The organism is Pseudomonas sp. B414 (assembly GCF_055408445.1).
The window spans coordinates 63,872-86,183 of record NZ_JBUZTQ010000018.1 but is presented as its reverse complement, the minus strand read 5'-3'; the positions used below and the strand labels follow the sequence as shown (position 1 = coordinate 86,183).

The 22,312-nt window shown below is 57.1% G+C and carries 21 protein-coding genes; 13 read left to right on the top strand and 8 right to left on the bottom strand.

Features of this window, described 5'->3' with window-relative positions:
• The first annotated feature begins 105 nt into the window (after positions 1-105).
• Both ACZRMH_RS16215 and ACZRMH_RS16210 read left to right on the top strand, forming a co-directional pair.
• Positions 106-1,062, top strand: a complete 957-nt coding sequence (locus ACZRMH_RS16215) for a LysR family transcriptional regulator (RefSeq protein WP_464014275.1) — start codon at positions 106-108, stop codon at positions 1,060-1,062.
• 116 nt (positions 1,063-1,178) lie between these two features.
• Positions 1,179-2,450, top strand: a complete 1,272-nt coding sequence (locus tag ACZRMH_RS16210; RefSeq protein ID WP_464014274.1) for an MFS transporter — start codon at positions 1,179-1,181, stop codon at positions 2,448-2,450.
• A 126-nt stretch (positions 2,451-2,576) separates the two neighbouring features.
• On the opposite strand, the gene ACZRMH_RS16205 is transcribed toward ACZRMH_RS16210, so the two are convergent.
• The 3 genes from ACZRMH_RS16205 to ACZRMH_RS16195 form a co-directional block, all read right to left on the bottom strand.
• Positions 2,577-2,828, bottom strand: coding sequence for a hypothetical protein (locus ACZRMH_RS16205; protein ID WP_464014273.1), 252 nt, complete (start codon positions 2,826-2,828; stop codon positions 2,577-2,579).
• 91 nt (positions 2,829-2,919) lie between these two features.
• Positions 2,920-6,546, bottom strand: coding sequence for a transporter substrate-binding domain-containing protein (locus ACZRMH_RS16200; protein ID WP_464014272.1), 3,627 nt, complete (start codon positions 6,544-6,546; stop codon positions 2,920-2,922).
• Positions 6,547-6,649: 103 nt separating this feature from the next.
• Positions 6,650-7,882 (bottom strand): EAL domain-containing response regulator, encoded by a 1,233-nt coding sequence (locus ACZRMH_RS16195; protein WP_464014271.1) that lies wholly within the window; start codon positions 7,880-7,882, stop codon positions 6,650-6,652.
• Positions 7,883-8,078: 196 nt separating this feature from the next.
• Between ACZRMH_RS16195 and ACZRMH_RS16190 the strand changes: the two genes are divergently transcribed.
• The 11 genes from ACZRMH_RS16190 to ACZRMH_RS16140 all read left to right on the top strand — a co-directional run bounded on the left by ACZRMH_RS16190 (position 8,079) and on the right by ACZRMH_RS16140 (position 17,293).
• On the top strand, positions 8,079-8,705 hold the full coding sequence (locus ACZRMH_RS16190; protein WP_464014270.1) for a response regulator: 627 nt from the start codon (positions 8,079-8,081) through the stop codon (positions 8,703-8,705).
• A 171-nt stretch (positions 8,706-8,876) separates the two neighbouring features.
• On the top strand, positions 8,877-9,437 hold the full coding sequence (locus tag ACZRMH_RS16185) for a fimbrial protein (RefSeq protein ID WP_464014269.1): 561 nt from the start codon (positions 8,877-8,879) through the stop codon (positions 9,435-9,437).
• Between the two features lie 70 nt (positions 9,438-9,507).
• The gene (locus ACZRMH_RS16180) at positions 9,508-10,050 is read left to right on the top strand and encodes a fimbrial protein (RefSeq protein ID WP_464014268.1); all 543 of its coding nucleotides are present in this window, start codon (positions 9,508-9,510) and stop codon (positions 10,048-10,050) included.
• 44 nt (positions 10,051-10,094) lie between these two features.
• Positions 10,095-12,581: an outer membrane usher protein gene (locus ACZRMH_RS16175; protein WP_464014267.1), complete on the top strand. Its 2,487-nt coding sequence runs from the start codon at positions 10,095-10,097 to the stop codon at positions 12,579-12,581.
• A 24-nt stretch (positions 12,582-12,605) separates the two neighbouring features.
• On the top strand, positions 12,606-13,361 hold the full coding sequence (locus ACZRMH_RS16170) for a fimbria/pilus periplasmic chaperone (protein ID WP_464014266.1): 756 nt from the start codon (positions 12,606-12,608) through the stop codon (positions 13,359-13,361).
• 36 nt (positions 13,362-13,397) lie between these two features.
• Positions 13,398-13,976, top strand: a complete 579-nt coding sequence (locus ACZRMH_RS16165) for a fimbrial protein (protein ID WP_464014265.1) — start codon at positions 13,398-13,400, stop codon at positions 13,974-13,976.
• A 10-nt stretch (positions 13,977-13,986) separates the two neighbouring features.
• Positions 13,987-14,475 (top strand): fimbrial protein, encoded by a 489-nt coding sequence (locus tag ACZRMH_RS16160; RefSeq protein WP_464014264.1) that lies wholly within the window; start codon positions 13,987-13,989, stop codon positions 14,473-14,475.
• Positions 14,472-14,969, top strand: a complete 498-nt coding sequence (locus ACZRMH_RS16155; protein WP_464014263.1) for a fimbrial protein — start codon at positions 14,472-14,474, stop codon at positions 14,967-14,969. The genes ACZRMH_RS16160 and ACZRMH_RS16155 overlap by 4 nt, the downstream gene beginning before the upstream one ends.
• Before the next feature lie 8 nt (positions 14,970-14,977).
• On the top strand, positions 14,978-15,517 hold the full coding sequence (locus ACZRMH_RS16150; RefSeq protein WP_464014262.1) for a fimbrial protein: 540 nt from the start codon (positions 14,978-14,980) through the stop codon (positions 15,515-15,517).
• Positions 15,518-15,878: 361 nt separating this feature from the next.
• Complete coding sequence (locus tag ACZRMH_RS16145; RefSeq protein WP_464014261.1) at positions 15,879-16,376, top strand: MrpH family fimbial adhesin; 498 nt, start codon at positions 15,879-15,881, stop codon at positions 16,374-16,376.
• Between the two features lie 113 nt (positions 16,377-16,489).
• The gene (locus ACZRMH_RS16140) at positions 16,490-17,293 is read left to right on the top strand and encodes an MrpH family fimbial adhesin (RefSeq protein ID WP_464014260.1); all 804 of its coding nucleotides are present in this window, start codon (positions 16,490-16,492) and stop codon (positions 17,291-17,293) included.
• A 249-nt stretch (positions 17,294-17,542) separates the two neighbouring features.
• Here ACZRMH_RS16140 and ACZRMH_RS16135 read toward each other — a convergent pair whose 3' ends face one another.
• From ACZRMH_RS16135 to ACZRMH_RS16115, 5 genes are all read right to left on the bottom strand, one after another.
• Entirely contained in the window at positions 17,543-18,862 is a 1,320-nt protein-coding gene (locus ACZRMH_RS16135; protein WP_464014259.1) for an MFS transporter, read from the bottom strand.
• 37 nt (positions 18,863-18,899) lie between these two features.
• Positions 18,900-20,126, bottom strand: coding sequence for an L-fucose:H+ symporter permease (fucP, locus tag ACZRMH_RS16130; RefSeq protein ID WP_464014258.1), 1,227 nt, complete (start codon positions 20,124-20,126; stop codon positions 18,900-18,902).
• Positions 20,127-20,354: 228 nt separating this feature from the next.
• Positions 20,355-20,696 carry an L-rhamnose mutarotase gene (locus tag ACZRMH_RS16125; RefSeq protein ID WP_464014257.1) on the bottom strand — a complete coding sequence of 114 codons (342 nt, stop codon included), beginning with the start codon at positions 20,694-20,696 and terminating at the stop codon, positions 20,355-20,357.
• Positions 20,693-21,469: an L-fucose dehydrogenase gene (locus ACZRMH_RS16120; protein ID WP_464014256.1), complete on the bottom strand. Its 777-nt coding sequence runs from the start codon at positions 21,467-21,469 to the stop codon at positions 20,693-20,695. Before ACZRMH_RS16120 ends, ACZRMH_RS16125 begins: the two co-directional genes overlap by 4 nt.
• Positions 21,466-22,311, bottom strand: a complete 846-nt coding sequence (locus tag ACZRMH_RS16115) for an amidohydrolase family protein (RefSeq protein ID WP_464014255.1) — start codon at positions 22,309-22,311, stop codon at positions 21,466-21,468. The genes ACZRMH_RS16120 and ACZRMH_RS16115 overlap by 4 nt, the downstream gene beginning before the upstream one ends.
• Position 22,312: the final 1 nt, after the last annotated feature.

Here is a 22,312-nt window from a genome sequence, read left to right as displayed (position 1 = left end):
ACGAGAGTCCGTTGTTATTATTTGGCCCAACGGATGCACACTAATATTGCTTTGCGATAATCGCCAATGAGATATTCTCAGGACTTAATAACCGGAGGTTATCGGATGGCGGATGTCGGATTTAACCAGTTGTGCAACTGGCTGCGGTTTCGCCATTTGGTGCTGATCGACACCCTGGCGCGCACGCAAAACATGCATGCCACCGCCCAGGAAATGAGCATCAGCCAGCCAGCCGTGAGCAAGATGCTGCGTGAAATCGAACATCAGTTGGGCTTCGACGTCTTTGCCCGTCTGCCGCGCAGCATGACCCTTACCGACCTGGGCAGCCACGTGGCGCGGTTCGCCCAGATTGCCTTGAATGACACCGGCCAGTTTGTCAGCCAGATCAACCATCTGCGTCAGGGCGGGCATGGCCTGCTCAAGGTCGGCACCATCTATGCGGCAACGGCCCTGGCGGTGCCGGCGGCGATTGTGCGGGTCAAGCAGGACTGGCCCTTGCTTACCGTACAGGTGCTCGAAGGCACCAGCGCCAATATGCTGACCCTGCTCGAACACAAGGAGCTGGACCTGGTGGTGGCGCGCTTTACCCTTGACCGTCACCGTGAACTGTTTGAGTTCCAGGCGCTGGCGCCGGAGCCGTTGTGTCTGGTCACGGGCAGTCAGCATCCATTGGCCGGTGCCAGTGAAGTGCCCTTGGCTGAACTCGGCAGTTGGCCCTGGGTGATCTACCCCACGGGTACACCCATGCGTGCGCGGGTAGAGAAGGCCTTTGTCGAAGCGGGCATGCAGACCCCGGAAAACACCGTCGAAACCGTGTCCCTGCAAACCACCATGCAACTGCTGCAAACCACACCCGCAGTGGCGATGCTGGCCGAGTCCATGGTTGAGCCGGAAATCCAGGCCGGGCGCCTGACCCGACTAGCGTTGCCGTTTCCGCTGGTGCTGGCCGATTACGGGGTGATCACCCGGCGCAACGAAGTGCCGCAGTGGTCGGCAAAAGCCTTTATTGATGCTTTATTGAGTGGCCCCGATGCCCTGCGTGGTGCTCGCCAGACGCCTTGATAACTCGCAGTTATTAACTGATCCAATCATGTAATTGGGCACAGGCCCAATCGCCCTCTAAAGTGAGCGTCGCCCCACCTGTCGGGTAGGGGCGCAACCGCTCATGAGAGGCGCGTATGAGAACAATAAAAAGCTACAAAACCCTGACCATCTTCTTTTTGTTTTTGATCGGGGTCGTCAATTACCTCGATCGCAGTGCTTTATCCATCGCCAACACCACCATTCAAAAAGACCTGGCCATCAGCCCGATGCAAATGGGCGTGATGCTGTCGGCGTTTTCCGTTGCCTACGCCTTTTCGCAATTACCCCTGGGTGCCTTGATCGACAAACTGGGCAGCAAGCTGGCGCTGGGCGGTTCACTGGTGGTGTGGTCGGTGGCGCAGGCGGCCTTCGGGCTGTTCAGTAGCTACGGCCATCTGGTCGGGCTGCGGGTATTGCTGGGGATTGGCGAAGCGCCGGTTTTTCCTTCGGCGGCCAAGGCCTTGTCGGAGTGGTTCGATACCCAGGAGCGCGGCACGGCCACTGGCTGGGTGTGGTCCTCGACCTGCATCGGGCCGTGTCTGGCGCCACCCTTGCTGACCGTCTTTATGGTGCATCTGGGCTGGCGCGGGATGTTTATCCTTACCGGCGTTATGGGCCTGCTGCTGGCGGTGTGCTGGTTCAAATTCTACAAAAGCAAGGCGCAATATATGGCCGAAACCGGCCGCGCAGAGCCGGTGCCCGTGCAACAGGCCAAAGCGCCGAAAGTGCGCTGGACCTCGTTGTTCAAGGATCGCAACACCTGGGGTGCGTTTCTCGGGTTTATGGGTGTGATCTATATGATCTGGCTCAACCTCACCTGGCTGCCCGGCTACTTTGAGCGTGAACATGGTCTGGACCTGTACCGCACTGCCTGGGTGGTGTCGCTGGCTTATCTGTTTGGTGCCCTGGGTACCATCGTTGCCGGCAAATGCTGCGACCGCCTGGTGGCACGCGGCATGCGGGTACTGGCCAGCCGCAAACTGATGGTGATACTGGGCCTGCTCGGCGGGGCACTGTTTACCCTGATCGTGGCCTTTACCACCAACGTGGTGGCCTGCGTGATCCTGCTGTGCCTGACCATGTTCTTTATCAACATCTCCAGCGCCACGGCGTGGATGATCGTCAACACCATCGTGCCGTCGGAGCGGGTGGCGTCCTTTGGTTCGATCCAGAACTTTGGCGGTTATCTTGCAGGCTCGATTGCGCCGATCCTCACTGGCTTCAGCGTGCAGCAAAGCGGCTCGTTCTCCACGGCATTTGTGATCAGCGCGGTAGTGGCGGCGTGCTCGGCCCTGGCTTACTTTACGTTGCTCAAGGAGCCACAGGCGCCAGTGGTGACGCTTAATGGTTCACCTGTAGCCGCATGAAATGAAGTAACCCTGTGGGAGCGGGCTTGCTCGCGATGGCATCACTGCGGTGTAACTGAAACACCGAGGTGCCTGCATCGCGAGCAAGCCCGCTCCCACAAATAATTGGTGGTGGCTCGCAGCCTGTTACAACCACGATTCGGCAACCCGCCGGTCCAGCTCTTCCCAGTCGGCCATGCCCAGTACCCGGGTGGTGTTCAGGCCGCGAAGGTAGCCGCGCAGCTGTTGCGCGCTGGCGTGAACCTCTGCAGTGCTGGTGGTTTCGCTGTGCAAGGCCTGTTCATACAGGCTCAGGTAATCATCCACCCGGTCGCGGTACTCGGGCAGTACCGCTTCGCGAATCAGGTCGAAAGTTCTCAGTTTTTGATTGGTATTCACGGGTCACCCTTTGTGAGATTACGGGCTATTGTTTTGAGTCCAACTATTTCCCAATGTATCTCACCTGTGGCCCGTGTTCCTACTGCCAGCGTCAGTTCGGCTGGAGTCCCATCAACGCCTCCTCCAGGGTGCCGATAGCAGCTTCGACCTGCTCAACCAGTTGCTTGAGTTGTTCTGCGGACACCTGCGGGTCCAGGCATGCCGCTTCCAGGCGCCGGCAGCACAGCACCAGTTGCTCGCCCTTGACCACTCGTGCAGCGCCTTTGATGCGATGTGCCAGCTCCACAAGCTTGTCGATCTCGCCGTCTTGCAGCAGCGCAGACATCCGTTGGCAGTCCTTGCGATTGCTCTTGATCAGCTCATCGAGGATCTCGCGGATCTTTAGCGGTTCGCTGCTGATCAGCAGCTCCAGCGGGCCAAGATCCACCACGGGCACGGTGTCCGGCAGCACTGTCAGTAGTTCGGTTTCAGGCTGTTCAAAGTCATCAATCTGTTGGTGCGCCATCAAGCGGGCATCCAGTTCATCCACGCTGATCGGCTTTATCAGGCACTCGTTCATGCCCGCAACAATGCACAGCTGAATCTCTTCCGGCTGGGCATCGGCGGTAAGGCCGATAATCACCGTAGGTTCCAGTGCGTTTTCCCGCTCATCGCGACGGATTGCGCGGGTCAGATCGGCCCCGTTCATTACCGGCATATGGCAGTCGGTAATAATCACGTCGAAAGGCTGCTTGCTCCAGCACTCATAGGCCTGCTGGCCGTTCTCCGCCTCGCTGACTTCGTGGCCCAGATACTTCAACTGCTGATACAAGACCTGGCGATTGACCTGATGGTCATCCACCACCAGCACTTGCAGGCTATACCGCTGCCTGGCCTGTGGCGGCGCCAACAGCGGCGTGACGCTGATGCGCTCAAGCACCTGCACGCGCAATTCGATCTTGACCTGGGTGCCCCGGCCCAGCGCACTGCTCATGCTTAACTGGCCGCCCATCATTTCGCACAGCGAGCGACAGATCACCAGGCCCAGGCCAGTGCCTTCGGTGTGCTGGACATTGCGCTGCACCTGGGCAAAGGGGCGGAATAGCCGTTGCTGGTCGACCGAGCTGATACCAACGCCTGTGTCTTCCACACTGAGGCTGACGTTAAGCAGGCTGTTGTCGAGCAAGGTGCCTGCGATACTGACCTTGACCGTGCCTTCCTCGGTAAATTTGATCGCATTGCTGACCAGATTAGAGAGGATCTGCTTGAAGCGCAGGGCATCGACCAGCACATCGCAATTGATGCTTGAGTCGATCTCCAGCAGCAAACGCAGGCGTTTTTGCCGGGCCAGCCCTTCAAACACCCGTGCCACCGATTCAACCAGCTCGCGCAGGTTGGCACGATTGGGCGACAGGCTCAGGCGTCCTGACTCGATGCGGGCAATGTCGAGGATATCGCCGATCAACTCCAGCAGGCTTTTGGCCGAGTTATGGGCAATTTCAATACTGGCGCGATCGATCGGTTCATCAGTGGCGCGCTTGAGTGCCAGCTCCAGAATACCAATCACCGCATTCATCGGCGTGCGGATTTCATGGCTCATGGTCGCCAGGAAACTGCTCTTGGCCTTGCTGGCGCTGTCAGCCTGGCTTTTGGCTTCCTGCAGTTGCTGCACCAGTTGGCGGTGTTCGCTGATATCCAGCCAACCGCAAATAACACCCTTGATGTTGCCCTGGCAGTCGTGGAACGGTTGCACCCAGTGGCTGACCGACACGACCTTGCCTTGCAGCTCGATGATCTGCAAAGACTCGATGGTTTGACCGTTGCCCAGCGCTTGCTGATAGTTTTGCTCAAGTTCGGGCGGGCTCTTGAAGTGCTCGCCGGGTAACTCATGCATGGCCTTGCTCAGCACCTGATCCTTGTGCAAACCAACACTTTTAAGGAAGCTGCGGTTGCACGACAGAATGACCCCGTTTACATCACACACATACAGCGGTGGCGGCATGCCGTCGGTCAGGGCTTCGACAAACTGCAACTGGTCGTTGAGCCTGCGCTCGGCCGTGAGCCGGGCCTTGATCTGGCGGCGCAGGTAGATCACCCACACCAGTACCAGTAACAATATGAGCGCGGCGCCGATGATGATTTGACGGATCAGCCGTTCGTAATCCATCCAGGTTTGCCCGCTCATGCCCGGTGGCGCACGCCAGCGGTTGGAAATTGCGCTGAGCTCGTCCGGTGAAATGCTCTGCAAGACCTTGTCGATAATGGATTGCAGTTCTGCATCACTGCGGCGCAAGGCGAAGCTGGCCGTGCCCGGGCCCAGGTCCAGCATATTGTTGATGACCAGCTTGTCGCGAAATAACCGTTCGCTGTAATAGCGCGCCGCAGGCAGTGCGATGACCGCAGCATCGGCCTTGTCTTCATAGAGCAGGTTCATCGAGTCCAGTGTGTCACCGGCTTCGATCAGGGTTGCTTTGGGGTAGTTTCTGCGCAGTTGCTGTATGGCTACATGCCCGCTGGGAATGGCCACCCGCTTGCCGATCAGACTGTCCAGCTTGCCTTGTTGGGCTGTGGTGCTGAGCAGCACAAAGGGGCCGTTGATCACCGGGCGGGTAAAACGCAGGTATTCCTCACGCTCCGGGCTGGCCGTCATCAGGGCCAGATCGGCGTCGCCCTTGAGCAGAGCCTCGATGATTTGCGGGTAACCGCCGCTGCGCGAGATCACCTGAAAATGCAGCCCGGTACTGAGGGTGATCACTTCGAGCAGATCGGCCACTTCACCGGAAAAGGTCCCGTTGGAATCGAAATAGGCACCGGGGGCCAGATCGTCATTGATCACCAGTCGCGCCACCGGATTACGCTTTATCCAGCGCAACTGTTGCGGGGTAAGGTCGATGGGTTCTTCGCCGGGAATAAAACTGTTGCCGATCCAGCGCTTGGCCAGGTGCGTGAGTCGATGGTCGCCAATGCTCTCAAGCGCGATGTTGAGCAGCCGTTGCAACTGCTGGTTATCGGCGCGCAAGGCATAGCCGTAACCGTCAATGGCCAGATCGCTGAAGCGCTCAAAGCGCACATAACCGTAGAACGCGTGATTAATCTGGTAATAGGCACTGTACAGGTCGTCAACATACACATCCGCCTGGCCGAAGGCAGCAGCGGCAATGGCCTTGTCATGGTCGGCATAGACCTGCAGATCTGCCCGCGGGTAGCGTTGCAGCAAATCGTCCATATGCTCGTCGGTGACCGCCACGCGCAAGCCGGCCAGATCGCCAGGGGAATTGCGTGGCTCGGCGCTGCGCTTGAATACCGCCAGCCGGTCGCGAGCATAAGGCTTGCTGAAAATCAGATCAGTGCCGGGCCCCTGGCTGCCATGGCTGCTGAGCACATCGATGCTGCCGTCTTGTAGCGCCTGGGCGGCGTCCTTGGTGTTGGCAAATGGCACGATCTTGACCTTCAGCGCCAGCAATTGGGCAATGAGGGCTGTTACATCGGCACTGATCCCTTCGTACTGGTTGCTCTGTACATTGATCGAGAACGGTGGCGACTCATCAGGTGATACCCCGACCCTGAGTTCGCCCTTATGGCGCAGCCAATGCCAGTCTTTTTCGGCAATGCCCAAATCCTCACGGTCGATACGTAACTGGCTGGAGAGCGTCGTGGGCGCCGAAGGCGGCGCAGCAGCCTGCAATTGGGCGCTGATCAGCAGCGAGCACAAGGCCAGCCAGAGCAAAGGTAAATACATCGAAAAGGGACCGAAGAAGGCAGAAGAAACAGCAACTGGCCGTTTGCAGGAGGGGCGTTCGTGGACGCAAGCCGACACGGCACAGTTGTCAGGGCTGGCGCGATTATAGTTCAAAGCCATCGCCTTTATTCATCGGTAACGGTTCTGCGCTGGCGAGCAGTCTGATCCTACAGTAGTCGATAAAGTGACTTTGCGGCATGGGTCGGGCAAACAGATAGCCCTGGGCAATGGTGCAGCCCAGCCCTATCAGGCGAGTCTGCTGTTCGGTGGTTTCCACCCCTTCGATCACCAGCGAAATATCCAGCGCGCGGGCCAGAGCCACCGAGCAACTGATAATCGCCGTACTTCGGGGGTTACTTTGCATTTTGTGGACAAACGCCCGATCCAGCTTGATCTCGTTGAATGGCAATTCGCTGAGTCGATCGAGGGATGAGTAACCCGCGCCAAAATCATCCATGGCCAGGCCACAACCGAGCATGCGCAGACGCACCAGGTTTTCAAGGCTGCTGGCCGGAGCACAGAGCATTCCCGATTCGGTGATTTCGAAGATCACGCTGGCCGCTGGCACCTGTGCGCGCTTGAGCATCATCGGAATGCGCTCGGTCAATGTGCTGCAGGCCAGTTGGGCCGGGTGCAGGTTGAACGCCAGGTTGATCGCCATACCCTCTGCTGCCAGACGCTGGTGCAGGCACAGACCCTGTTCGAACAGATGCCAGAACATCCTGTCGATCAGATTGTGCTGTTCCATCACCGGTAGAAAGTGCGCGGGGGCCAACACTCCCCACTGCGGATGCGCCCAGCGCGCGAGAACTTCTGCGCCCACCAGCTCCTGCCCCGCAAGGGTTACCTTGGGTTGGTAGTAGGCCTCGAAGGCGCCGTTGTCCAGGCCTTGCAGCACATCGTTGAGGGTGGGCAATTCAGCCGGTAGCAGCGGCCGGGGCGTGGCATTGCACTGCGCTCTGTAACGTTTGGCCAGCCGGTTGAAACCCTCGATATTGAACGGTTTGCCCAAATCACCAAGAAAGGTCAGGCCCAGGCAGTGGATCATCAAGACTGTGGCCTGGCGCAAGATCGGGTCCAGCCCGCTGCACAACACCACCGCACGCACTTTGCCACTGCTGGTGGCATGGCGCAGAAAGGCCAGGCCATCCATGCCGGCCATTTTCAGGTCGCACAGCACAATATCCACATGGCTGCAACCCGCCAGGGCAGCAATCGCCTCATTGCCGTCAGCGGCCTGCAACACCATGCCCGGCAGCAGTTTTTCCAGCGCGGTCACAGTGACCAGTCGCTGGAAGGGTTCATCCTCCAGCACCAAAACCGTCAAGTCTTGCATCGCGCACATCTACACAAATAGGAGGGAGATCAGTGTGCTAGCGTGCTTGATACGGCCAAATCGGAAATTTCCCATGTTTTCTAGGAAATTTCCCAAGCTAAACTTCCACAAGGCCTATAGCCGGATCCAGCTTGGCTAATAGTGTTAGCCTTTACTACTGTTCAGTGGCAAGCGCGTTCAAGAGGTTAAAGGCACCATGCATAGTGTTCTTATAGTTGACGATCATCCGGTGATACTGCTCGCGGTCAGGGTTCTGCTGGAAAAAAACGGCATGCGTGTGGTGGGTGAAGCGGACAACGGGCTTGATGCTGTTCAGTTGGTGCGCGAACTGACGCCGCAGGTGGTCGTGCTCGATATCGGTATCCCCAAGCTCGATGGCTTTAGTGTGATTACCCGTATCAAGGCCCTGAATGTGCGCAGCGAGATCCTGATACTGACCTCACAGCCAGCCGACTCGGTGTGCCGACGCTGTATCCAGCTCGGCGCGCGCGGCTTTATCAACAAGGAGGAGGGCCTGGATAAACTGGTCACTGCCATCAAGGCTGTGGATGCGGGCTATACCTTCTTTCCTTCGCTGACCTCTGACAGCGTCAGTTCGTCAGATCAACTGACCGAACTGAAGCAAATTCAATCACTGACCGACCGTGAATTGACGGTTTTGCAGCATTTGGCCCTGGGTTACTCAAACAAGCAGATCAGTGAAAAGCTGTTTCTGAGCAACAAGACCATCAGCACCTACAAAACCCGCTTGCTGCAAAAGCTGAGCGTCAATTCGCTGGTGGATCTGGCCGAGCTTGCCAAGCGCAATGCGCTGACTGCCTGATTGGTGGCGTAAAGTAGTGTAGGAAATTTCCTAGCATAATGTCGGCAACGTCCTACTCACTTTTACACGTCCGCCCCCTAAAGTTGCCCCAGCTCAACGGTACATCGATACCCGAGCTTGAAGGGGTTCCGCTGAACTCCCTCAAGGACAACATCAACTTAGGAGTGTGAAATGAAAGTTAAAACTTTGGCTGGCGCCATTATGGCAATTACGTTGGCGGCAACTTCGGCTGGTGTTATGGCTGCCGACAAGGATCAGGGTAAAGGCGTCATTACCTTTAAAGGCACCATCATTGATGCGCCTTGCTCTATTGCTCAAGATTCACAGTTTCAAACTGTTGAAATGGCCCAGGTTTCCAACGTTGCACTGAAGAATGGCGGCAAGTCCCAACCTACGCCATTCAAGATTGAACTGCTCGGTTGTGACTTGGGTGCGTTGAAGTCTGCAACCGCTACCTTCAGCGGTTCGCCAGCGACCAACCCTGATCTGTTGGCGCTCAAAGGCTCTGCTGGCGGCGCTAGCCTGGCCATTGCCGACCACAAGGGTGAGTTGATCAAGCTGGGTGCCACATCGCCTGCACAAACGTTGTCTAACGGTGATACCCACCTGCAGTTCAGCGCTTACCTGCAAGGTGACACTGTAGCGGGCACCGGTGGAGGCGAAGATGTTTCGGCGCTAATCACTCCGGGCGACTTCGAGACGTTCGCCAACTTCACCCTCGCGTATCAATAACTCGCTCCGTCATTGAGATGCCCCGAAGTGCGCACACGTGCGTGCTTCGGGGAAGCTTGCGGAGGTGTTGATGATTCGCTCAAGCGCGTTACTGCTGATACCGCTGTTTCTGTTTGGCCAGCCCGTCTATAGCGCCGAACCCGCTGATAAAAGTCAGCAAAAGGGACGCGTGCAACTGGTCGGCAGCATAGTGGACACGGGCTGTGCCATGCGCGTGGGCAATGCAGGTCAGACGGTGACCTTTCAGCCGGCTGCATTGCATGGGTTGGTGCGCGGCGATGCGTCGTTCAAGCAACCTTTAAATATCTACCTTAGCGATTGCGGAACCTCAAACAGCGGATCCAGTGCCAGGGCAGCACGGGCTTTGGAGTTGACCTTCGAGGGTGAAAGCAACGGCAGGTATTTCGGTGTTCAGGGTGGTGCCCAGGGCATTGCATTACAGATAAAAGACGCTCGTGGAAAACTGATTACACCCGGGATGTTGCTTGAAGACAGTTCCCGTATTGCCGACACCTTGGCACTTAATTATTTTCTGGAACTTGTAGGTACCGGAAATACCCTGCAGGCGGGTAACTATCACGCCACTATCAAGTTGAGTATTCAGCACTTCTAACTCATTGAAGTGGCGATGCTATATAAACCAAGGATTTTATTCGCGTGGATCATCGCCAGGTAATGACTGCCACCGTATTGTGTTGTATGGCGACGTGGGCCAGTGCAGCCCAGGAGTTTGAATTCAATACCGATGTATTGGACCTTAAAGATCGCCAGAACCTTGATCTTGGGGTGTTTGCTTCGGCGAACTTCATCATGCCGGGAGAATATACGCTGATGGTTCACCTTAACCGCGACACGCTCACTGAATTCCCTGTTGTCTTTATCACCCCGGACGATGATCCGAAGAACAGTCTCGCTTGCCTTTCCCCTGCTCTGGTCAATGAGCTGGGTCTGAAAGAGCAGGCGCTCAAAGGCCTGACCTGGTGGCGCGACGGTGCGTGTCTGCAATTCAGCAGTATTCCCGGTATGCAGGCCCGTGGTGACCTGGGGACTTCAGGGCTGTATTTGAGCGTCCCGCAGGACCAACTGGAATACACGGCGCCGAACTGGGACCCGCCTTCTCGCTGGGACGATGGTGTTACCGGGGCGTTGTTTGACTACAACTTCAACGCCCAGACCGCTGATCGCAAGGGTAAGCGCAGCGATAACCTCAATGGCAACGGCACCGTCGGTTTCAATATGGGTGCCTGGCGCCTGCGCGGTGACTGGCAATCGCAAATGCAGCGCAGTGCCGGTCAGGCGTCACAACAAGATTTCGCCTGGAGCCGTTTTTATGCGATGCGCGCACTGCCATCGTTGCGATCGAGCCTGATTGTCGGCGAAGGCTATCTGGACTCCGAGCTGTTCGGCAGCTTCCGCTATACCGGTGCGAACCTGAGCAGTAACGACAATATGTTGCCGCCCAATCTTCGAGGGTATGCCCCCGAAGTCAGCGGTGTAGCCCGCACCAATGCCCGTGTGGTGGTCAGCCAGCAGGGCAGAGTGCTCTACAACACCCAGGTGCCGCCTGGCCCCTTTCGTATCCAGGACCTTAACGATGCAGTCAGTGGCCAGCTGGATGTGCGCGTCGAGGAACAGGACGGCAGTGTTCAGGATTTCACAATGGACACCGCCAGCATTCCGTATCTGACGCGCCCCGGCTCCGTGCGCTACAAGCTGACAGGCGGCAAACCCTCCGACTGGGAGCATCAGATAGATGGCCCTATGTTCGCCACCGGCGAATTTTCCTGGGGTGTGAGCAATGGCTGGTCGCTGTACGGAGGCAGTCTGGGCGCCAAGGACTACGGTTCTTTGGCAGTGGGCGTAGGTCGCGACCTGTTGGCCTTTGGTGCGCTGTCGGTGGATGTCACCCAATCCCGTGCCACCGTACCTGCCAGCAGCAATGCACTGAGCGGCAAGTCTTACCGGGTCAGCTACTCCAAGCGCTTCGATGAGTACGACAGCCAGGTGACCTTTGCCGGCTATCGCTTCTCCGAAGAAAACTACATGAGCATGAATGAATTTATTGAAGCCCGGCGTGGCGACCGGCCGCTTAACCGCAGCAAGAACATGTACACCGCGACCATGAGCAAACAGTTTCGCGATGCGGATCTGAGCTTTTATTTCAACTATAGCCATCAAACTTACTGGGACAGCCGCGCCAGCGATCGCTTCAGCCTGTCAATGTCGCGTTACTTCGATGTGGGCGGTGTGAAAAACCTCAGCCTGTCGCTGACGGCTTACCAGAACAAGTCCAATGGCACCTCCGATGACGGCGCTTACCTCTCGGTCAGTATTCCATGGGGCGGCACCGGCTCGGTGAGCTACAACTCATCGGTCAACCGCGGTAACAGCAGCCATAGCCTGAGCTACTACGACAGCCTCGACGAACGTAACCAGTACATGTTGAGCGCGGGAAAAACATCCAGCGGCGAAACCGCCAGTGGCTTCTTCTCCCACCAGGGGGATCAGGCCCAAGTGGTTGCCAGTGGCAGTTACGAGACGGATGAATACACCACGGCCAGTCTGTCCTTGCAAGGCGGCGCCACGGTCACCGGTCACGGCGCGGCCCTGCACCGCAACAGTGTAATGGGCGGCACCCGGCTAATGGTCGATACCCAGGGCGTGGCTGATGTGCCGGTGCGCGGCAATGGCGGGGCGACCCGTACCAACCGCTTTGGCAAGGCAGTACTCACGGACGTCAACAGTTATTACCGCAACCAGGCCAGCATTGACCTGGATACTTTGCCGGACGATGTCGAAGCCACCCAGTCAATCATCCAGGCCACCTTCACCGAAGGCGCTATTGGCTATCGGCGTTTCGATGTGATCGCCGGTGCGAAGGCCATGGTCATCATCCTGATGGCCGATCGTGATGCACCGCCCTTTGGCGCAACCGTCAAAAACAGCCGTGGCCAGGAAACCGGGATTGTTGGCGACGAAGGCTGGACCTACCTGAGCGGCATGCAACCGGACGAAACCATGACGCTGAACTGGGGGGGTAGCGCTCGCTGCAATTTCACCCTGCCTCACCAGTCAGCCTCGCCTAAATCAACGCTGGAGCTGCTTTGCCAGCCCGTCAGCGAGGCGGAAAACGCCGCTACTTAATTCTTTGCTACAGGTCCGTACACCATGAACTTTTTCAAGCGCAACACCCTTATGACACTCGCTTTGCTGGGCGCGTGCGCTGCACACAGCGCCCAGGCAGCCGTATCGCTGGACCGCACCCGTGTGATTTTTATCGGTGGCGAAAAATCAGTCAGCCTGAGCATCAGCAACCAGAACGCGCAGTTGCCATACCTGGCCCAGGGCTGGATCGAAAACGAACAGGGCGAAAAAATCACCAGTCCCATGGTTGTGTTGCCCCCCGTGCAGCGCCTGGAGCCCGGAGCCAGCAGCCAGATAAAGATCCAGGGCCTGCCTGAACTGAACCTGCTGGCCCAGGATCGAGAATCGATTTTTTACTTCAATCTGCGCGAAATTCCGCCGCGCAGCGACAAGGCGAACACCTTGCAAATTGCCTTGCAGACCCGGGTAAAGCTGTTCTATCGCCCGGCGGCGCTTGCCGCGAAAAAGGGCCTGAGCGAAGCACCGTGGCAAGAGCAACTGACCCTGATCCGCAAGGGTGACAGCTACCAGATCAACAACCCGACGCCTTTCTTTATCACCGTTATCGAAGCTGCGCCCGGCCTCAAGGCTGCCAGCCCGGCAGACTTCAAGCCGCTGATGATACCGCCCAAGACCCAGCAGGATCTGGGCTTGAGCACCAAAGCTCTGGGCGACAAACCGGTGCTGACCTATGTCAATGACTACGGCGGCCGTCCGCAATTGCAGTTCAGCTGTGTCGCTGGAAGCTGCAGCGCCAGCCCCGTCAGCGATAAACGCTGAATTATGAGCCATGACCTGTTCAAGTGAGTCGAAATCATGATGCCTGGAACCTGCGGCCGCCTGGCGGCCCTGCTTTGCTGCGCAAGTGTTTCAACCCTGTCTCTGGCCGCTGACCATGATGTGCAGACGGCCGAGTTCCAGGTGATTGGCAGCTTGCTTGAAAGCGCTTGCTATCTGGACAGCAGTTCTGCCCACCAGATCCTCGACCTGGGTGATATGAGCACTGCAGGCCTGGCGCAGATTGGCGAGCAGGGCAGGCCGGTGACCCTGCAACTGAAACTGCAGGGCTGTGTGCGCAGCGAGGGCGGGCGCCGCGATGAGCGGCTTGGCACCCTGCTGTGGAGTGCCAGCGAACCTGTGGCCACGCTGACCTTCAGCGCCGTGGCCGACCCCGATACCCCGGAGCTGGTCAAGGTCGTCGGCGCCGGTGGCCTGGGCCTTCGGGTGCAGGATGTGCAGGGGCGCAACCTGCATCTGGGCCAGACCGCACCCGTGTGGTTTGTGACTCCGGGTGACAGCCAGCTGACTTATTACATCCGTCCTGAACGTACGGCCGCACCCCTGCGTCCGGGAGCCTTTCGCGCCAGTCTCAATGTGAACCTGGCTTATGACTGAGGACTGCATAATGGTGGGCTTGCGAGCTGCACTTATGGTGATGGCGCTGGGTTGTGTTTCATCAGTGAATGCTGCGCCCGAAGTCACTGTGACAATCAGCGGCACTGTTCTGGCGAGCCCTCCCTGCGTGATCAACGGCGACAGACTGATCAGCGCATCTTTTGGTGATGTGCAAGTCGATGATATCGACGGCAGCTACAAGACCATCCCCATCCCTTATTCCCTGGATTGCTCCCGCGCAGTACGCAACGAAGTTCGCATGCAGGTCAAAGGCAACCCGGCCGGGTTTCTGTCCAGTTTATTGGCAGTGCCTGGCAATACCGAGCTGGGTATCGCCCTGAAAAAAGACGGTGCCCCGTTTGCGATCAATACCTGGAGCAACTTCGACGCCAGTAAACGACCGGTGCTGCAAGCTGTGTTGACCAAGAGAGCCCAGAACAGCGAGATCAAGAATGGAACTTTCTCGGCCAGCGCAACGCTGATGGTGGACTATCGATGAGCGCCTTGTACCGGGTTTTGACAGTGCTGTTGGCGTCTGCACTGTCAGTGATTTGCATGGCTGACAACATGCAGTTCGGCGGCACCCTGCTGGCGCGGCCGACCTGTACGGTCAGTGACAAGGGTGGGCGTATGGATGTGCGCTTTGGCAACATCAACGTCAACCGGATCGATGGTGAGCAATACCGCCGGGCAATTCCGTACCAGATCAACTGCCCGGGTGCCAATACCAACACCACCTGGCGCATGCGCCTGACCCTCAAGGGCAACCCGGCCGGTTTCGAACCCAACAAGGCCCTTGAGACTTCTGTGCCGGATCTTGGCATCAAGGTCATGTTTGATGGCACCGCGCTCGCTCCCGAACAACCCCGACTCGTCCAAATCACCCCGACAGCCGTGCCATTGCTCGAAGCCGTGCCGGTCAAGCGTGCCGGCGGTGAATTGCCCGGTATCGGCTTTACGGCTTCGGCGCTGTTGCTGGCCGAGTTCTACTAGGAGCATTTATGCACAAGCGGAACATCAACCTGGGCCTCTGGTTCATCGTCAGCCTGTGGTTGCCCGCGGCAGCTGCAGAGGAGGACAACCTGTATTTTTCCGGCAGCCTGGTGAACGAGCCCTGTGTGCTAGCTGCTGAAGATGAGCAGATCGAACTGGACTTCAAGAGCGTTATCAACAAGGACCTTTACCTCAATGGTCGCACCCGTGGGCAGCCCATCACCTTGCGCCTGCAAAATTGCCAGTTGGGTACCGGTAAAAGCGCGGTCAATATCACCTTCAGTGGCAATGGCGCTGAAAGCATCGACCCGCCAGGCTTGCTGGTACTGCAAAGCGCCGATGTTCAGGGGTTGTTGGTTGGATTGGAAACAGTGGATGGTAAACCGTTGGTATTAAATAAGACCCACGACATGGGAACCTTTATCAAAGGTAGTAATGAGATTAATTTCAATGCTTATCTTCAAGGCGAGACCGCAGCCCTGGCGGATAAAGCTATAGGGGTGGGTTCGTTTTATGCAACGCTTAATTTTATGCTGGGCTATGAGTGATTGGTTGAGTAACAGTGCGGTAAAGTGCTTCTTGGCGCGCATTCTATGTGCAGGTGCTTGCTGTTGTTGCGTGCGAATGTTTAAGGGGGTTGATTTTTAATGTGATTATTATTCATGTGTGTGCTGGTGATGCTGGGTTTTGCAACGCAAGTGCATGAATTTCCGATCATTGCGGTGACGGATGATTCAAATCCAGCAAGGGTATAAAGTGATTTTCTTCACACTGACCAACGGGTCTGTCAAGGTTACGGAGCTAAGTGACTGTGGGTATGTCTTGAGTTTGGCGAGGTGTAAGGTATAGCTGGCTCTTATCCGTAATGGAGTGGCTTTGTATTGTTCTCGTGATCAACAGATTAATGTGATGGCTACATGGTATATGACGATGGAGGAGGTGCTTGCATTGTATGATAAAGCCGGTTTTTATCTAATGCCTTACAAGGATTCGGTTACCATTGTATCGAATATGGATCTCTCGAATGCATGTCTGGCATTTGCCATTAGTGATGGTGTGGCAAAAGGAAGGTATAGTAATTTCTATGATATGTCCAAGCTTCCTGCAGTATGTGAGCTGAGCGGGAATACAAACATCGACCATAGAATGCTGTCCGACAATGCTCTCAATGGTGCTTGGTCTTCGGCTCGTATTTCTCTTAAATGTACGGGCGAACCTAAAGTTCTCGTTAAGGCTTCGCGAACCAACTTCAATGGGGTCAGGCTCAGAAGTGATGGCAGCCTTTACTCCGAGGTCACGATAAACGGTCAGAATGCCATCAGCGGTATCAATGTGTCTATTATAGACAATGTTAGCACACCACTTACTATCCTTTCAGCATTAAAAACCACGGGGCTGTCGCTTTAGGTCCGTTTTTCCGGTTCCACGGTAGTATCTGTGGAACCCTATTAATCCGGTAACAGCAGAGACAAACCGTTAGACGAACCCGGTTTCAAACACAGCGAAGTAAGGAGTTTGTAGTGAAATGGTTTTTAATGTTAGTGGCTGCGCTTGGAGTCTTAACCCAGGTGCAGGCAATGCCTAACCTGATCGTGACGTCGAGTCAACATGAGGGTGGCAACGGTGTAAGGTACTTCTATTCAGTATCTAATTGGACTACTCAAGATAAAGAAGTAACGATCTATTGTGGTCATAAACGCTCGTATTGTCGTGTTGCGGTTATTGTGGCTTTTGAAGGTGGGTTGCAGAGCTCGGCCTATAATGCAGTGGATTTAAATACTTCGGATGTCGAAGGTTCGATAGAGCTTGGTCAGCTCCTTTTTAAGTTGAATAATAAAGGTGCTTATATTATGCCATTTAAAACATCATTGATTCTAATAGGTTATGGTAATTTAGTACCTACGTGTGTTTTTATTGAAGTTATATCTGAGAATAGTACTGGCTATATATCGGGTCCTCTTACTTCTTGTGCCCCGATAAAACCGCCTCCGGAAAAATGTAATATTACCGGGTATACGACTATCGACCACAAGACGCTATCCGAGAATAAACTCGATGGCGCCAAGGCTTCAACTCAGCTGTTTTTTCAATGCGGCGGCTCTATCGGTGCTAAGGTCACGGCAACCCGTACAAACGTTTATGGTGTCAAGCTCAGAGATGATAATAGTCTTTACTCAGATATCACAATTAACGGTAAGGATGCTACCGGTGGCATCAATGTTCAGGGGCCCTCACTCGATGTCACGTCAACTTTGAAAACCCTGGGTGCTGTCGCCCCTGGCCCGTTCTCCGGCTCCACGGTGATAACGGTGGCTCCCTATTAAACCAGCCTGCGCTACGGCGTACCTTGTACGATTGGCAGTGGGGCCATCGCGGATAAGCCAGAGGATATCTGTGCAAGGCAACTGATTTTGCGTGCACTGCAAAACCTGTGGGAGCGGGCTTGCTCGCGATGCAGGCGACGCGGTTAAACAGTCAAACCGCATCGCTCCAATCGCGAGCAAGCCCGCTCCCACAGGGGTTAAGTTTCTCCACTTAGCCAACAGGCATTAAGGGATTTTGTGCCCATAGATCTAACCCTGTGAACCGGCCACCCCCACCCCTTTAACCTGCTTGCCCGGCTCTCGCCCAACCCTGGCCGAACGCACCAGCATCAACGCCCCCAGCAAGGCCATCCCGGCCAGAAAGTACATGCCTGCATGGGGGTTATTGAAGTACCCCTCGGCCCAGGTTTTCACCGTTGGTGCCAGGAAGCCCCCGAGATTACCCAGCGCGCCAATGACCGCAATCCCGCTGGCCGCCGCCGCACCACTCAAAAACCGCGTAGGCAATGTCCAGAACAACGGTTGCACGGTGATAAACCCGGCTGCCGCAACGCAGAACGCCAGAATCACCAGCGGCAGGCTGCCACTTAACGTCGAACCCACCATCCCCACCGCCGCCAATGCCAGCATCAGTGCGGCATAACGGGTTTGCTGGCCTTTGCGGTCGGCATGGCGGGTCACCAGATACAGCATGATCACGGTGGCGATCCACGGGATGGAGGTCAGTGCGCCCACCTTCAAGCCAATCCCGGTGCCCAGCAGTTCAGCAATTCGCGTCGGCAGGTAGAACAGCACGCCATACACGCTGACCTGAATGGTGAAGTAGATCAGGGTGAAGTACAGCACCACCGGGTTGAACATGGCTGCGCGCCATGACGACGGGCCCTTGTTGGCCTTGAGCTGTTGCTCTTTGTCCAGTTCATGCTCGATCGCGGCCTTTTCTTCAGTGCTTAGCCATTTGGCATCGCGGGGTTTGTCGGTCAGGTAGAAGAAGGCAAAGACGCCGATGATCGACGCCGCCAAACCTTCGGTGACAAACATCCATTGCCAGCCAGTGAGGCCAAACTGTGCGCTTTCCAGCAGCCAGCCCGATACCGGGCCACCGACCATCAACGACACCGGCACGCCGAAGTAGTAGATGCCATAGGCCGAGCCGCGCTGGTTCTGCGGGAACCAGTAGGTCAGGTACAGCACCACGCCTGGCGACAGTCCGGCTTCGGCGACACCCAGCAGAAAACGCAGGATATAAAAGCTGGTTTCGTCGTGGGCAAACATCATCGCCGCCGACACCAGGCCCCAGGTGACCATGATCCGGCTTAGCCAGATGCGCGCGCCGATCTTGTGCAACATCAGGTTGCTGGGTACTTCAAAGACCGCATAGCCGATAAAGAAAATCCCCGCACCCAATGCAAACGCTGCATTGCTCAGGCCGGTGTCCGCCTGGAGGGCGTGTTTGGCAAAGCCGATATTGGAACGGTCGATAATCGCCATGGCGAACATCAGGGCGACAAAGGGCAGGATGCGCCAGCGGATCTTGCTGAGCGCCTGTTGCAATACAGGGTTGGACATGGGGTGCTCCGTTTGTTTTTTTTATGGAGTACAGCGGTCAGTTTTTTTTCAGGGCCGCCCGCGCATAGGCCGCGACGATGACAAAACAGCCCATCGGCAACAGGTAGGCCACGGCAGTGGAGGAGTGGTCGGCCACCAGGCCCATGACGTAGGGCAGCAGCGCGCCGCCGACAATGGCCATGATCATGAACGAGCTGCCACGCTTGGTATGCGGGCCGAGGTTTTTCACGCCCATGGCAAACAGGGTGGGGAACATGATCGACATAAAGAAGAACGTCGCCACCAGTGCCATCACCGACAGGCCTTCAACACCCAGCACTACCACGGCACATAGCGCCACGTTGATCAGCGCGTAGATCAGCAGCAGGCGCTGGGCATTGACCCGGCCCATCAGCCAGGTGCTGAAAAAGCGGCCAAACATAAAGCTGAGCATCGCCACCGAGAGCAGATACGCAGCTTGCTGGCTGCTCATTTGCGCCCAGTGTTCGGTGACGTAGTTGATAAAAAACGCGCCCACGCCCACCTGTGCACCGACATAGAAAAACTGGGTGATTACCCCGGTGACAAACTCGCGGTGCTGCCACAGGATTTTGTGATCGTGTTGTTGCGCCTGGACTTCCTGCTCACGCAGGTCGGGCAGCGGGGTGCGGGCGATCAGGATGGCGACCAGCAACACCAGCACGGCAATGACCAGATAGGTCATTTGCAGCGATTGGGTGGTGTCGGTGCTGTTGGCGCCGCTGAAGAACAATGCGCCGCCAATCAGGGGGCCGAAAAACTGCCCCAGGCCATTGAATGACTGCGCCAGGTTGAGGCGTCGCTCGGCACCGGCGGGTTCACCCAATACGGTGGCATAGGGGTTGGCCGCGGTTTCCAGGCAGCCCAGGCCGCAGGCGATGACAAACAGGGCAAACAGGAAAAACTGAAAGCTCTGCGCGGCAGCGGCGGGCATAAACAGCAGGGCGCCGGTGGCGTAGAGGCACAGGCCCAGGAGGATGCCAGCCTTATAGCCGTACTTGTCCATCAGCAGGCCGGCGGGCAGGGCGATGAGGAAGTAGGCGCCAAAGTAGGCGCTTTGCAGCAGGCCAGATTGCGCCTTGCTGACGTGCAGGGTTTCCTGAAAATGCTTGTTCAGAACATCGAGCAAGCCATAGGACAGACCCCAGAGAAAGAACAGGCAGGTCACCAGGATCAGTGCCCAGCGGTAGGACGTAACCGCCCGGGTAAAGGACGGCTCTGCGACGTTCGAGTGCTTGAGTGACATGACGCATCTCCTTTTTATTGTTGTTGGTGCGGTGTTGCGGCTTGCGTGGATCTACTGTGGTAACTGGCTTATATGGGAACTGGTTTATTGTGAGCACTGGCTAATTGTGAGCACTGGCTTATTGTGGGATCGGGCTTATGTGGGAGCGGGCTTGCCCGCGATGGCATCACTGCGGTGTGTCAGGCAGACCGTGTCGCCTGCATCGCGAGCAAGCCCGCTCCCACAGGGTCAAGGTGCATGCTGCAGGCTGAAAATCTGTGTCATCGCTGCCCATTTTTCGCCGGGCTTTGTCCACGGCGTAGGCTGCTGGAAGCGCCACATCAGCGTCTCCCATTCCTGTACCCGAGGATCGCTGGCGCCCGCTTGCGCAAAGCCCTCGGCGCTGAACTCGGGGGCGGTGTCCATGACCATAAATAGCCGTGTGCCCAGGCGCCATATCTGCATATCCTCCACCCCGTGCTGGCGTAGATGAGCGCTGATCTGCGGCCATATCTGCTGGTGCAAGCGCTCGTACTCGGCAATCAGCACCGGGTCGTCCTTCAGGTCCAGCGCCAGGCACTGGCGGCTCATGTCAGCGCCCGGTCCAGATGGGTGTAGCCGCCATCCACCACCAGCCATTGCCCGGTGGTATGGGAGGAGCGCGACGACAGCAGAAACAACACGCTGTCGGCGATTTCTGAAGGTGTGGTCATGCGCTGACCAAAGGGGATCTTTGCCACGATGCTCGCCAACTTGGCTTGCGGGTCGGCAAAGCTGTCGATCCAGCGTTCGTACAATGGGGTCATGACTTCGGCTGGAATCACCGCATTAACCCGAATGCCGTCCTTCAATAACGAGGTCGCCCATTCCCGGGTCAGCGACAATTGCGCGCCCTTGGCGGCGGTGTAGCCGCTGGTGCCGCCTTGCCCGGTAAGGGCGGTCTTGGAGCTGATATTGACGATGGAGCCGCGAGTAGCTTTGAGCGCATCCACGCACAGGTGAGTCATCAGGTAGTAATGGATCAGGTTTTTTTCCAGCGATTCGACAAAGGCCGAGCGCCCGGCTTCAAGCCCGACGCCATCGTTGGCCCCGGCGTTGTTGACCAGCCCGTCAATCCGGTCAAAGCGTTGCAACACGCTGGCGACGGCGGCGCGGCAGGCGTCTTCGTCGCGTAGTTCAACTTGCACAAACAGGCTCTGCGTGCCGCGCTGGTCCAGTTGCCGCGCCAGTTCATCGGACAGCGGGCTATGGCCGAAAATCACCGGGATCGCGCCTTCGTCGGCCAGGCCCAAAGAGATGGCCGCGCCAATCCCCGAGCCGCCGCCGGTGACGATAAAGACCTTGTCTTGCAGGTACAGATTCATTGCCTCACTCCCTCAATGTTATAGACGCGGCACGCCGTGCCCCCCCAGACGGCCGCGTGTTGCGACACGCTGCCGACCAGGCTGCAGGTGGCCTGGTAGTCGCTGGCCAGCAGGCATACCGGCCAGTCGGAACCGAACATCAGGCGCTCGGGGCCAAACAGCTCCAGCGCGGTGTGCAGATAGGGCGTCAGTTGCGCGCTGTGCCAGTCCTGCCAATGGGCCTCGGTGATCAGCCCCGACAGCTTGCAGCTGACATGGGGCAGGGCGGCCAGCGCTGCGAGTTGTCGGGTCCAGGCCTTTAAATCGTTGGCCTGCACATCGGGCTTGCCCAGATGATCGAGCACCAGATGATGCTGGTCATGTTGCTGGCATAGCTGGGTGACAGCGCCAAGGTCCCTGGCCTTGACCAGCACTTCGTAGACCAGGCCCTGACGTTGCAGGCTGTTCAACCCCCGGTTAAATGCCGGGTTTTGCATAAAGTCAGCGGGCGAACTTTCGTCCTGCAACTGGTGACGAAAGCCACGCAAAACCGGGTTCTGCGCCCAGCGTTCCAGCGACTGTTCAAGGTCGCTGGCGCACAGGTCTAGCCAACCCACCACGGCGCGAATCCACGGGTAGCGTTGCGCCAGATTCAGCAACTGATCGGTTTCACTGGTACAGGCACGAGCCTGTACGGCAATGCAGCCGTCAAAACCAGCTGCATCCAGCAGCGGGCGCAGATCGTCGGGCTGAAAGTCGCGGCGCAAACTGCCCATGTCGCGGCCTATCCAGGGGTAAGCCGCGGCGTCATAGCGCCAGAAATGCTGGTGGGCATCCAGTCGCAGCGGGTGGGTGGCAGCCATG